The sequence below is a fragment of the Marinobacter sp. UBA2688 genome, from assembly GCF_002352785.1.
GTDB classification, from domain to species: domain Bacteria; phylum Pseudomonadota; class Gammaproteobacteria; order Pseudomonadales; family Oleiphilaceae; genus Marinobacter; species Marinobacter salarius.
The window spans coordinates 1-14415 of record NZ_DELU01000005.1 but is presented as its reverse complement, the minus strand read 5'-3'; the positions used below and the strand labels follow the sequence as shown (position 1 = coordinate 14415).

At 62.1% G+C, this 14415-nt stretch carries 4 protein-coding genes; all 4 read left to right on the top strand.

From position 1 onward, the window contains the following. The first annotated feature begins 31 nt into the window (after positions 1-31). The gene (locus tag B3M52_RS00455; RefSeq protein WP_075194961.1) at positions 32-1696 is read left to right on the top strand and encodes a multidrug ABC transporter permease/ATP-binding protein; all 1665 of its coding nucleotides are present in this window, start codon (positions 32-34) and stop codon (positions 1694-1696) included. Between the two features lie 134 nt (positions 1697-1830). After that, positions 1831-3144 carry a lysine N(6)-hydroxylase/L-ornithine N(5)-oxygenase family protein gene (locus B3M52_RS00450; protein ID WP_075194962.1) on the top strand — a complete coding sequence of 438 codons (1314 nt, stop codon included), beginning with the start codon at positions 1831-1833 and terminating at the stop codon, positions 3142-3144. A 68-nt stretch (positions 3145-3212) separates the two neighbouring features. Beyond that, on the top strand, positions 3213-12917 hold the full coding sequence (locus B3M52_RS00445) for a non-ribosomal peptide synthetase (protein ID WP_075194963.1): 9705 nt from the start codon (positions 3213-3215) through the stop codon (positions 12915-12917). Then, positions 12917-14415 (top strand): condensation domain-containing protein (locus B3M52_RS00440; RefSeq protein ID WP_286748462.1); only part of this gene is annotated, 1499 nt, incomplete at its 3' end. The genes B3M52_RS00445 and B3M52_RS00440, both read left to right, overlap by 1 nt.

The window sequence follows — 14415 nt, the reverse complement described above, 5'->3', positions numbered from 1 at the left end:
TTTCTCATTCGCGAATTGGGGACTGTTGTTCATGAGACTGATCCGTCTGGTATTTAGTCACAACCCGGGGGCGCTGACCGTTGCGCTTTTGCTGAGCGTTGTGAGTGCGCTTTTGAGTGTCGGGGTGGTGGCGTTTATTAACGAGCGCCTGGTGTCTGCGACAGAAGGCGGGGCAGGTCTGCTTTGGCAGTTTACCGGCCTGCTGGTGGTACTGCTGATCATCGCCTCCTACGCCCAGATATTGTTGACGGCGCTTGGTCATCGGTTTGTCTACGGATTGCGGCGGTCGATGGTCAAGCGGGTTCTTGATACCGGAATTGAGCGCCTGGAAGAGATTGGCGGGGCGAATATTCTGGCCAGTCTGTCCAGCGATATCCGTAATATCACCCTGGCATTTGTCAATCTGCCTCAGCTGATATACGGCCTTGGCCTGAGTGTCGCAGCGTTCGCGTACCTGGCCTACCTGTCACTGCCGCTATTTGTCATGACGTTGCTCTGGATGACGTTCACCATTGGTGTGGGGTGGGTGCTGATCAGGGCCCTGAGTCACCATCTCCAGCAGCTTCGCGAATCTGAAGATCGCATTTATCAGGACTACGAGGCGGCTATTGAAGGGCGGAAAGAGCTGAGCCTCAACCGTGACCGTGCTCGCCGTTACTACGACGACGAGTTTGATCTGAGCGCAGAAACCTATCGCAGCCATGTCACGCTGGCGGACCGCTATCACAGCATCGCCAGCAACTGGGCCAACATCATGGTGCTCGGCACCATTGGCCTGGTGTTCTATCTGGTCAATGGCCTGGGGTGGGCAGCGGCCTCCGTGGCGCCTACCTATGCCCTGACCATTCTTTTCATGCGTACCCCTCTGGTTTCTGCCGTGGCGGCGTTGCCCGCGTTGCTGTCGGCTCGGGTCTCGCTCGACAAGCTCGATACCCTGGCGCTGGCGGAGTATCAGCCCGGCTTCCAGGATATGAGCCGTGATCCGACGGGTGAATGGCAGGAACTGCAGTTGCATGCGGTGCGGTATCGCTATCCGGCCCAGCATGGTGAGCAGGGGTTCGACGTGGGGCCGGTCACCCTGACGATCCGTCGTGGCGAAACCCTCTTCCTGGTCGGTGGTAATGGCAGCGGTAAGTCCACTCTGGCCCGTTTGCTGTCTGGTCTTTATCTGCCGCACCAGGGCGAGATCCAGATCGACGGCCAGCCCCTGCGACCGGAGGATTGGAGCAGCTATCGCCGCCTGTTTGGTTCCGTGTTTACCGACTTCTTTCTGTTTGACCAGCTCATCGCCCAGCAGGGTCAGAACGCAGACCCGGCGGACGTGAATTACTGGCTTGGACGCCTCCGCATGGAGGACAAGGTGAAGGTGGCCGGCAGCCGTCTTCAGGATACCCGGCTTTCACAGGGGCAGCGAAAGCGGCTGGCGCTGTTGCTGGCTTTGCTGGAAAAGCGGGACATCCTGCTGCTGGATGAATGGGCCGCCGACCAGGACCCGGTTTTCCGCCGGTTGTTTTACCAGGAGCTGCTACCGGAGATGAAAGCGCAGGGCAAAACCATTTTCGCCATTACCCACGACGACCGTTATTTCCACCACGCGGACCGGCTGCTGAAGATGGACAGTGGCCGACTGGTCGAGTTGTCAGCCGAGGATCGCCAGCAGTCACGCCATGACGCCTTGCAGATGATCGGAGAGTGACTTTTTCCGGCCAGGCCTAAACATCCGGCGTTCCAGTTCGTCTGTATGTAAATGAGAATTATTTGCTTTGTTGGCCGGGTATCGACAGGCCTTCAGGCAATGTTTTCGCAATCCATTATTACGGGAGAACGGTGATGAGCCACATGCATGATTTTCTTGGCGTCGGTTTTGGCCCGTCGAATCTGGCGCTGGCAATAGCGACACAGGAGTACGCTGAGGGCGGGTCTTCGCCCGATGCCTGTTTTCTGGAGCGCAAGCCAGAATTCAACTGGCATGAAGGTATGCTGATTGACGGCTCCACCATGCAGATTTCGTTTCTCAAGGATCTGGCCACCCTGCGGAACCCGCAAAGCCGCTTTACCTTCATCAACTACCTGAAGGAGCAGGGGCGGCTCGAAGATTTCATCAACATTCAGACGTTCTTCCCCGCGCGGGAGGAATACAACGATTACCTGCAGTGGGCTGCCAGTCACTTTGACGATCAGGTGCACTACGGTCGCGAGGTAGAGGGTGTTGAGCCTTTCCTGAAAGACGGCCGGTTGATCGGGTTTGACGTGCTCTCCCGAACCGCAGGGGGCGAGCTTGAAAGCCGCAGGGCCCGTAACCTGGTACTTGGTATGGGCGGTGCGCCTCAGGTTCCTGCTGCGTTTGAAGGAATAACCGACCCGCGCATCGTGCACTCGTCGCAGTATCGGGGGCGCATTGACACCCTGCTTGCCGACCAGGGTCGCAAGGCGCGGATTGCCGTGGTCGGGGGCGGCCAGAGTGCGGCGGAGATCTTCGAAGACCTTACCCAGCGATTCCCCCAGGTGGATGCGTCCATGATTCTGCGTGGAACCGCTCTGAAGCCCTCGGATGATAGCCCGTTCGTCAATGAAATCTTTAACCCGTCGTTTATCGACCAGATCTATCAGCAACCCGAGTCGCGACGCTTGCAACTGCTTGAAGAGTTCCGCAACACCAACTACGCGGTGGTCGACCTTGAGCTGATCGAGCGCATCTTCCAGATGTTCTATCTCCAGAAGCTGCGGGGAGAGGAGCGACACCAAATGTTGACCCGCCGGGATGTTGCCCGGGTTGACGTGGGTGACGGTGAGCTGCGCCTGACCCTGCACGACCTGGCTACCGATAGCCAGCAGGAACTGGGATTTGATGCTGTCATCCTGGCCACCGGTTACCGCCGGAATCAGCACCACGAACTGCTGGCGGGGCTGGGTGGCCACCTGGAAAACCTCACGCCTGACCGTCAGTACTGTCTCAACCTGCGGGACAGCGATGCCCGGATTTATCTCCAGGGCTGCTGCGAGACCACGCACGGCCTGAGCGACACGCTGTTGTCCGTGCTCGCTGTTCGGTCACGGGAAGTGCTCGAGTCGATTCTCGAAGGTCGGGACCGCGGGCACTCCGCCGTTGCTGATCGCAAAGCCCACGCCGCCCCCATGGTGTGATGGCCTGAGGGAAACCGCGGGGAGCAAGTCCTCGCGGTAATGTGTTCTGAAATCATGCAGGTGACAAGATGAGCCTACACGCGGAACGGTTTCCGAATTTCGCCGATGTCCTTCGTTTTTACGCAGAGCAGCAACCCCAATCACTTGCCATCCGGCAACTGGTCTCGGATGACGCGCCACCCCTGGTAACCAGCTACAGTGAGCTTTACCAGAAGGCACAGGCGCTAGCGGGATATCTACAGAACGAACTGGCGTTAGCACCGGGTGAACGTTGCTTGTTGATGCTGCCAGGAGGCGCGGATTTCGCGGCCGCTTTCTTCGGCTGTTTCTATGCCGGCATTATCGCCATACCCGCGTACCCACCGGAGCACGACCGTCAGGCCTATATTGATCGCCTCGGCGGTATGATCGGGGACTCGAAACCGATGGCCGTCCTTGCCCTGGAGCAGGACATCCGGCGTTATCAGTCTCGATTGGCGCCGCTGTTGCCGGACGGTGGGCGAGTGGTGGCGGCGGACCGCATCGGGCTGCACTGGCAGAATGCGTTGCAGGTGGTGCCACCCCAAAGCCAGGATCTGGCGTTCCTGCAGTACACCTCAGGGTCGACCTCTGCACCCAAGGGGGTCATGGTGTCCCACGCCAACCTGATGGCCAACGAATACACCATGGCCAAAGCCTTCCAGGCCACTGATGACGATGTCTGGATGACCTGGTTGCCGCTGTTTCACGACATGGGACTGATGTCGGGTTTGCTGTTGCCGATCCTGCATGGCCACTGCGCCAACATGATGGCACCGCAGTTCTTCCTGGCCCGCCCGGCACGCTGGTTGGAGGCTATCAGCCAGTACCGGGTGACATACTCCGGCGGCCCGGATTTCGCCTATATGCTCTGTGGCTGGCGGGTGACCGATGAACAACTGGAAGGCCTGGATCTGTCCAGTTGGCGCCTGGCCTTCACCGGGTCGGAACCCATTCGCCCGGAAACCCTGGAGCGCTTTGCCGATCGTATGGCGCCCCATGGTTTTCGCAGTGATGTCTTTGCGCCCAGCTATGGTCTTGCAGAAGCCACCCTGTTCGTAACCACCCATGGGTTCAACGGCGATGTCCAGACCCGTACCTTTGAGCCGGAGCAGCTTTCCACGGCAGGCCTTAGCAGTGCCCATCAGCCCAGCAGGCTGGTGGGGTGTGGGGATGCATATGGGGAAGACACGTTTTGCATCGTTGATTCCCAGACGAGGGAGCCCGTCGAGGACGGTCGAGTGGGCGAAATCTGGATATCCGGCCCCAGTGTTGCTCAGGGCTATTGGGAAAAACCCACGGCTACGGCGGAAACCTTTGTGCAGTGGCGGGATAGCCGATGGTTGCGCAGCGGCGACCTCGGCATCGTCGAGGACGGCCACCTATACGTGGCGGGGCGTCAGAAGGACGTCATCATCGTAAATGGCCAGAACCTGTATCCCCAGGATATCGAGAGCACCCTGGAGCGGGAGATAGAACTCCTGATGCCCGGTCGGTTGGCCGCCTTTGCCACCACGGAAGCCCGGCAGGCGGAAGGTATAGGGCTGGCCCTTGAAGTGGGCCGGACCACCCGCAGAATGATCAAGCCGGCCATGATCTGCGCCACCATCGCGGAAACCATGAGCGACACCCTCGGCATTGCGCCCCAGGTGATCCTGCTGCTGGAGCCCAAAACCCTGCCGCGCACTACCAGTGGCAAGCTGCAACGTGCGGCCTGTCGCCAGGGATGGGAGCGCGGCGAGCTGTCCGTGTTTGCCGGCTGGCAGGACGGTCGCATGCTGGAAGAGGGCGCCTCGGCCCCGGCTGAAACATCGGCTCAAGTAGGGCCGACACTGCTCCCGGAAGTTGTGGCGGCCTGGCAGGCGGCGCTTGAGCGCGACGACCTGGACAGCAACGCCCACTTCTTCACCTGGGGCGGCGATTCGGTCGGCGCCATGCAGATGTTGTCCCGGGTGGAGCGTGACCTGGGGTTGACCATTGAACCGGCGGTCCTGTTCGAGCATCCCCGCCTTGGTGACTTCTCCCGCTGGGTATCCAAGCAGAGTGCCAATGGCCAGGAAGTCCACCCAATCACACTTCTTCCGGACGACGCGGAGCCCCTGCAATCCTTCGCCCAGCAGCGGCTCTGGTTTCTGGGCCAACTGGAAGGCGGCTCCAGCGCCTATCACTTGTGCGGCGAATGGCAGTTCATGGGCAGTCTTGATGAAGACGCGCTCCAGCGCAGTTTGGACGCCCTGGCGGAGCGTCATGAAAGCCTGCGCACGGTGTTTGCCGAAACGGATGAAAACCGTGGCCTGCAGCGGATACAGCCAGCGGCACCGGTAACTGTGCAAAGTCATGACCTCAGCGGCGAGGATTCTCCCGCAAGCGCGCTGGACAACCTCAGTCGAGCCCTGGTCAGCCAGCCCATGGATCTCGAGCAGGGTCCGTTATGGCAGGTGCACCGGGTACGCCTCGGGGACAGCGACCATCGCCTGTTGATGGTGATTCATCACATTATCGCCGACGGCTGGTCGGCGCAGGTGCTGGTGAAGGAGTTCGGGCAGCTTTACACCGCCTTTGCACAGGGACATGACCCGGATCTGCCGGTCCTGCCCATCCGTTATGCCGACTACGCCCACTGGCACCGGGAGACCATGGAGGCTGGCGAAGCCGAACGCCAGTTGAGCTGGTGGAAGCAGCAGTTGGGCGACGAGCACCCGGTGCTTGAACTTCCAACTGACCGGCCGCGCCCCGAGTCCCAGAGCCATCGTGGCGCCAGGGTGGCCTTTGCCTTCCCGGAACCGCTCAGTGAGAAGCTTCGGCAATTGGCCAGGGATCAGGGCGTTACGCTCTTTATGGTCATGCTGGCGCTCTATAAAACCCAGCTGTATCGCTATTCCGGCCAGCGGGACCTGCGGATAGGTGTGCCTGTGTCCGGTCGGTCACGGCCGGAAACCGAAGGTCTCGTCGGTCTGTTTGTCAACACCCTGGTGTTGCGCAGCCAGCCCGTCGCGACGCAGGGCTTCACTGATTTTCTGGCCTCGGTCCGCGACGCTACCCTCGGGGCGCAGGCTCATGCGGATCTGCCGTTCGAACAACTGGTGGACGCGCTGCAGCCGGAGCGTAACCTGCGCCACAACCCCCTGTGCCAGGTGAAGTTCACCCAGCAGTTCCCGTTGCCCGAGAATGTCGGGTTACCCGGGGCGACACTCACCATGCGCCAGCGGGACGACGACAGCGCGCACTTCGATCTGGGCTTCGATATCACCGATCAGCCGGGGGGTATTGAGGGCACTGAGGGAATTGAAGGTATTAAGGGTGTGCTCACCTACGCGTGTGACCTGTTCGACGAGCCGCGTATTCGGGAGTTTGCCGAGGAACTGGTCAACCTGGCGGAGCAGGTCACCGCGAATCCCTCGCGGCCGCTGGGCGAGCTGGAGTTGCTGGCGACACCGTCGGCGCTGGAAGGACCGAAGGCGGACTTTCCCGTAGGGGACTTGGTGTCGCTCTGGAATGGACATATTCAGTCCACCATCGGGCAACAGGCTCTGCAATACGAGGACCAGTCTTTCGACTACGGCTGGCTGGAGGCGGAATCCAACCGGCTGGCACAGCACCTGCAAAGGCAGGGCGTGGCAGCGGAGTCGTCGGTGGGGCTTTGCCTCGACCGTTCACCGGAATTCGTGGTTGGCGTTCTGGCGGTGCTCAAGGCGGGCGGGGCTTTTGTTCCCCTGGACCCGAAATGGCCCTCCGACCGCCAGGCATTTGTACTGAAGGATTGCGGTGCCGGGTGGCTGCTGGGTCATGAAGCCGTGCCCGGCTTCGAAGGCGCCTTGATAGGTTTCAACGCGGCGGCCGATTGGCGGAGCGAACCCGTTGAACCGTTGGGGACGCTGATTGAGCCGGCCCAGGCAGCCTATTTGATTTACACCTCCGGCACCAGTGGTACTCCCAAGGGCGTGGTGGTCAGCCACGGTGCCATTGCGAACTATGTACAGGGTGTTCTGGAGGTCATCGATCCCTCGCCGAAGGCCACCATGGCGATGGTATCCACCGTCGCGGCGGACCTGGGCCATACCACGCTGTTCGGGGCCCTATGCAGTGGTCGCACGCTGCACCTGTTGAGTGCCGACCGGGTTATGGACGCGGACGCCTTTGCCAGCTACATGGCGGAGCATCAGGTCGACATCCTGAAGATCGTGCCCCCCCACCTTTCCGGATTACTGCAGGCTGCCGAGCCGGCCCGGGTGCTGCCCCGTGAGGCTTTGGTGCTGGGCGGTGAAGCGTTGCCATCAGCGTTGCTGAGCCAGGTTCGGGAACTGAACCCAGACTGCCGTGTGTTTAACCATTACGGGCCGTCCGAGTCCACCGTGGGCGTGCTGACCACGGAACCGGGCGACGAGCAGGATTCAATCGTTCCGTTGGGCACGCCACTGCCGAACATCCGTGCGCAGGTGCTGAGCGAAGAGCGTTTACCTTTGCCCCTGGGTGCCATCGGCGAGCTCTATCTGAGCGGCGCCGGCCTGGCGCGGGGATACCTTGGTCAGCCGGAACAGACGGCCGCCGCATTTGTGGATGATCCCCAGTCGTCGCGGGAAAGGCTTTATGCCACCGGTGACCGGGTACGGCTGCTGGAAGATGGGCGGCTGAGCTTTCACGGCCGCAACGACGACCAGGTGAAGGTTCGCGGCTACCGGGTCTCACTGGGAGAGATTGCTCAGCGCATCCGCGCGTTCGACGGCGTCAGCGATGCCCATGTCCAGGTCGACGATAATGGCCTGATCGTGGCGTATCCGTTGGCGGCCGAACTGGACACTGAAGCCATGCTTTCCGCGTTGGCGTTGCAAATGCCGGACTACATGTTACCGGCGCATATCCTGCCGCTGGCTGAATTTCCGCTGACCCCGAACGGCAAGCTCGACCGCAAGGCGTTGCCGCAACCGGAGCGTCAGGGTGAGGATTTCGCTGCGCCGCTGGCGGGTGTGGAAACCATGCTTGCAGAACTCTGGCAGTCGCTGTTGCATGTCGAGAGAGTCGGCCGTAACGACAACTTCTTCAGCCTGGGCGGAGATTCCATCATCAGCCTCCAGGTGATTGCCCGAGCGCGAAAGCAGGGCGTGAAGCTCACCCCAAAGCAGTTGTTCGAGAAGCAGACCATTGCTGAACTGGCTCACGTGGCCGAATTCCAGGAGGCCGCTGCCGCGCCGAAATCGGCGGCCCGGGAGTCGGTTCCGCAGGCCTTCCCGCTGACCCCGATCCAGCAACGTTTTTTCAATCAGCCCGTTGATGATCGCAACCAATGGAACCAGGCGCTGCGCCTGGGTATCCGTTCACCGCTGGAGGCGGAGCCCCTGAGCAAGGCCCTGGCCGCCGTGGTCAATATCCATCCGGCCTTGCGGTTACGTTTTGACGCAGACCAGCGCACGCAGGCCTACAGCCGCGAGGAAAAGGCTGATTTGCTCTGGACCCTGGAAACCGACGATGAACAGACCCTACTGGCGACCTTCAACGACGCGCAGGGCAGTCTCGACCTGTCGAACGGACCACTGCTGCGCTGTGTATTGGTCTCTCAGCCGGGCGAGCGTCAGGAATTACTGATCGCCGCCCATCACCTGGCGGTGGACGGTGTTTCCTGGCGGGTGTTGCTTGAGGATCTGCAGCTTGCCTATGAGCAGGCCGCAGGCGGCAGGGCCATTGAGCTCGAAGGGGACATTGACGGCCTGCATGACTGGGTGCATTACCTGCACCGGGATCTGGCCCATGGTCGCCTCGATGAGGAACTGGCGTATTGGCAGGCATTTTCTGCCGAAGACGCGGCTCTGCCTTGCGACAACCCGGATGGCACAGCGCGGGTTGCCGACGGCGATCACTTGCGAATGACGCTCGATGAAGGGCAGACCCAGCGACTGCTCAACGACGCGCCGACGGCCTTCCGCACCCGGATCAACGATCTTCTGCTGGCGGCATTGGCCCAGGCACTGGGAGAGTGGTCCGGCCGCAGCCGCCATGTGATCACGCTGGAAGGTCATGGCCGCAATGCCCCGGATGGGGCGCCGGACGTAAGTCGCACGGTGGGCTGGTTCACAACGCTGTATCCGGTGGCGCTGGAAGCCGGCGAAGAGGCACTTGGCACACTCAAACGCACCAAGGAAATGCTGCGTCAGGTTCCGGGCGACGGGCTTGGGTATGGTGTGCTGAAGGAACTGCAGGGCGCGGAACTGCCGGAAATGACCGGTGCCGGCCTGACGTTCAACTACCTCGGCCGTTTCGACGAAGAGCCAGGTTCGCAGTTTGTCCTCGAGGGCAAGCCCGTCGGCGATTCGCGCCACGGCTCCGGCCTGCTGGCGAACGCGCTGGTGGTGGACGGGCAGGTACGCAATGGTCAGTTACAGTTGGACTGGACCTACAGTCGTGCGAGGTTCGAGAAGTCGCGGGTGACCCGCCTGATCGACCTGTACCGCGAAGCGTTGATGACGCTGATTGAAGACTGTGCGTCCCGGGCCGGTGGCCTGACACCGTCGGATGTACCGCTGGCTGATCTGGACCAGCCGCAACTGGATGCTCTGGAAAACCCCGCGAATATCGAGGACATCCTGCCCCTGGCGCCGATGCAGGAAGGCATCCTGCTACACAGTCTGCTGGAACAGGGCAGCGGCATCTACCTTATGCAGGACCAGTATGAAGTGCGCAGCGAGGTGGATTTCGAGGCCTTCAGGGCGGCCTGGCACGCGGTGGTCCAGCGCCATCCCATGCTCCGGACCGCTTTCCACGGCCTGGACGGTGGCACCCAACACCAGATTGTCTATCGCGATGTGCCGTCGCCGGCGCAGCTGATCGACCTGAGCCATCTGGAGCGTGCCGATGCGGAAGCGGAGCTGGAGGCGTTGCTGGCGGCAGAACGCCGCCAGGGCTTCGACTTCACCAAACCTCCGCTGCTGCGTCTGCGCCTGGTGCGTTTCGGTCAGGATGATTGCCGCATTGTACAGAGCCATCATCATGCGTTGATTGACGCCTGGTGTCGTGGCCTGATGCTCGCGGAGTTCTTCGACCATTACCGTACCTTGGTGGATGGCAAGCAGCCGGTGGTAACCCCGGCGCGCCCCTATCGCGACTTCATCGCCTGGCTGCAACGCCAGGATGCCACACAGGCGCACCGCTTCTGGCGCGATAATCTGGTCGGTTTCACCGAGGTCACGCCATTGCCCTACCGGCGCACCGCCAATGGTGAGCCATCCATTCAGGATGTGACGCATGCGCTCACAGCCGAGGAAACGGCTCAACTGGTTGAACGGGCACGTGACGAAAAGCTGACCGTGAACACCTTCATGCAGGCAGCCTGGGCACTGGTGCTGATGCGCCACGGTGGTCTGGACGAAGCCCTGTTCGGGGTGACCGTCGCCGGTCGCCCGGCAGAGCTGGATGGCATCGAAGACACCCTTGGCCTGTTCATCAACACCCTGCCGCTGCGCATAGGCGCTGAAAGCACCACCCAGACCGGGCTCGAGTTCCTGTGTTCACTGCAGTCTGCCAATGCGGCCCTGCGCCAGTACGAACACCTGTCCCTGGCAGAGGTACAGAACCTGGCAGACACCCCGCGTGGCGACGCCCTGTTCGACAGCCTGTTCGTGTTCGAGAACGTGCCCATGGGGACGGACGTGCGGCAGGCCGCCGAAGCTTACGGCATCACGCCTCTGGCGAACCGCACCCACACCAACTATCCGTTGACCGTGGTCATTCTGCCGGGCGAGACCTACCAACTTCAGTTCAGCTACGACCAGCGGGTTTTCCGGGATCGGGATATGCAGGCGTTGCTGGACCAGTACCACCAGGTTCTGCGCCAGTTGATGCAGGCGCCGGAGCAGCCGCTTGCCGCTATCCAGCTGGTTTCCGCCGGGGAACGGGGCGAGCTGCTCGGACTTGGCCAGGGCCAGATGGAACCAGACTGGATGAGTCTGAGCTGGCTCGAACGGTTCGAAGCCTGGGCGCTGGCGGATCCCGGCCGGGAAGTCGCCCGCTGCCAGGGCAGCAGCATGAGCTACGCCGAACTTAACCAACGGGCCAACCGCATCGGTCACGGTCTGATTGAGGCAGGCACGCAGCCGGATCAAGTGGTGGCGCTGTATTCGCCCCGCAACCTGGACCTGATGACTATGATCGTGGGCGCCTTCAAGGCCGGTGGCGCCTACCTGGCACTGGATGAACGCCATCCGCCGGCGCGCAGTGGCCGCATGTTGCATAGCAGTCAGGCGCCCGTGCTGGTCACGCCGGAAGCCTGCCTGGAGCAGGTCGGCGCCATCCTGGCAGAAACCGAAGCACGTCCACGGGTGGTCACCCTGGAATCCCTGTTGGCTACGGATCGGGATGGTAATCCACGCCGGTATCCGGCCATGGATCAACTGGCCTACGTCATCTACACCTCCGGCTCCACCGGTGAGCCCAAGGGCGTGATGGTCAACCAGCAGGGCATGCTCAACAACCAGTTGTCCAAGGTGCCTTATCTGGAGCTGGGGGACGGGGACGTGATCGCCCAGACGGCGGCCACCGGCTTCGACATTTCCGTGTGGCAGTTCCTGACCGCGCCGCTGTTTGGCGGCCGCCTGGACATCATTCCCGATGAGATCACCCACGATCCCCAGCGGCTGCTTGAGGCCGTGGCCGACAGCGGCGTTACCGTGCTGGAAAGCGTGCCGGCGGTGATTGAAGGCATTCTCGCGGTGCCGGAGCGGCGTCTGGGATTGCGCTGGCTTTTGCCCACGGGCGAAGCCTTGGGCCGGGAGCTGGCCAGGCGCTGGTTCGAGCGTTACCCGCGCATTCCACTGGTCAACGCCTATGGGCCGGCGGAGTGTGCCGACGATGTGGCGCTTCATACCCTGACAGGCCTGGAGGAGACACGCGCGGGCATTCCCATCGGCAAACCCACCGACAACAACCGGCTTTATGTGCTCGACACTCAGTTGGAGCTGGCACCGAGCGGTGTGGTTGGTGAGCTCTATGTCGGTGGCACTGGAGTCGGCCGTGGTTATGCCGGCCGTCCGGAGCTGACCGCGGAGCGCTACGTCCCGGACCCCTTCGGTCAACCCGGTGGCCGCCTTTACCGCACCGGTGACCTGGCACGCTGGAATGACGACGGCCTGCTCGAGTACGCCGGCCGCGCGGACTTTCAGGTGAAGATCCGTGGCCAGCGCATTGAACCGGGCGAGATCGAATCCTGCCTGCTGGCCTGCAACGGCATTCGTCAGGCGGTGGTGGCGGCCCAGCAAACACCTCACGGGGCCCAACTGGTGGCCTACCTGGTGCCCGACGACGGTCTACACCTGGAAACCGAAAGCCTGCGGGATCGATTGTCCCATGAGCTGCCGGCGGTGATGGTGCCTACCCATCTGGTCGTGCTTGACCGGTTGCCGCTGAACGCCAACGGCAAGCTGGACCGCAAGTCCCTGCCGCAGCCGGAGCTTGAGGTACGCCGCTACATCGCCCCGGAAGGCGAACTGGAAGAAATCCTGGTGGAACTCTGGAGAGACCTGCTGAAGGTCGAGCAGGTGGGGCGCCACGACCACTTCTTTGAACTGGGCGGCCACTCGCTGCTGGCAACTCGCCTGCTGTCTCGGATTCGCGAGCGCCTGGGCGTGAGCGTGCCGCTGGCGGAAGCCTTTGAGGCCACCACGGTGGCGGCCATGGCTGCCGTGATTGAACGCCTGAAGGGACAGGCCCTGGATCAGGACCGCCTGGACAACCTTGATGCATTGATGAATGAACTGGAGGAGATTGAATAATGCAGGACAATGCGATGGCCCTGTCACGCCGCTTCCTGGGGCTGAGCGCCGACAAGCGCCAGGTGTTCCTTCGCAGACTGCAGGAGCAGGGGCTGGACCTGTCGTCCCTGCCGATCCCTTCGGGTATGGCCGGTGATGCCAGCCCTGCCTCTTTCGCCCAGCAGCGGTTGTGGTTTATCGATCAGTTGGAGCCGGGTAACAGTGCCTATCATCTGCCTGGCGCCATTCGTCTCAACGGCCCGCTGGATGTCGGGGCGGTGCAGGCGGCTTTCGACACCCTGGCACTTCGCCATCACAGCCTGCGCACTACCTTCCGTGCCGACGAAAATGGGGAGCCGCTGCAGGTGGTGGGACCGGTGGCGCCGGTCAACATCCCGCAACTGAGTGCAGACAGCGAAATGGCATTCCAGGCCTGGGCCAGGGAGATCGCGCAGCAACCCTTCGATCTGGCCGCTGGCCCGCTCTGGCGGGTGGCGTTGGTGCGGATGGCGGAACACGACCATCGCCTGGTGCTGTGCCTGCATCACATCATTGCCGATGGCTGGTCGATCCAGGTGCTGCTGACCGAATTTGCCCAATGCTATCGCGCCGCTCTGGCCGGTGAGGTGGCCGACTTGCCTTCGTTGCCCCTGCAATACGCGGACGTGGCCCTGTGGCAACGCCGTGGCCTTGAGGCAGGCGCCGGGGAAGTGGGCCTCGACTACTGGACGCGGCAGTTGGGCGATGAGCCGCCAGTGCTGGAATTGCCGACCGATCGGCCGAGGCCTGCGCAGCAGTCTTTCCGGGGCGGGCGTTATCACTTCACGTTCGACGACACCGTGGCCAATGCGCTGAATGCCTTGGCGCGGTCCCGGGGAACAACCTTCTTCACGGTCATGCTGGCGGCCTACAAGGTGCTGCTGTACCGGCTGAGCGGGCAGACCGACCTGAGCGTGGGCGTTCCCATTGCCGGACGAGAACAGGCGGAACTGGAGGGCCTGATCGGCTTTTTCGTGAATACCCAGGTGCTGCGCAGCGATGTGGCCGGCGGCGATGGATTCACAGCCATACTGTCCCGGGAGCATGAGATTGCCCGGCAGGCTCAGACGCATCAGGCATTGCCATTCGAACATCTTGTCGACCAGCTGCAGCCGGAACGCAGCCTGAGCCAAAATCCGTTGTTCCAGGTGCTCTATAACCATCAGCAGCGCGATGGCGAGCGCTTTGAACTGACTCCCGGTGTGACTGCTGAATTGCTGGCGCAGGACGCCGGCGCCGCCCAGTTTGACCTGGCGCTGCACACCTGGGCCTTCCCGGACGGTCGCGTGGGCGGTAACTGGAATTACGCGGCGGATCTGTTCGATGGGGAAACGGTTGAGCGGATACACCGTCGATTTGAATGCCTGCTCCGGCAGATCGCGGCAGACCCCCAGCAGTCAGTCGGCGACTATGATCTGCTGGACGACACCGACCACGAGCAACTGGCGAGCTGGAACCGGACGGGCGTGGACTATGGCCG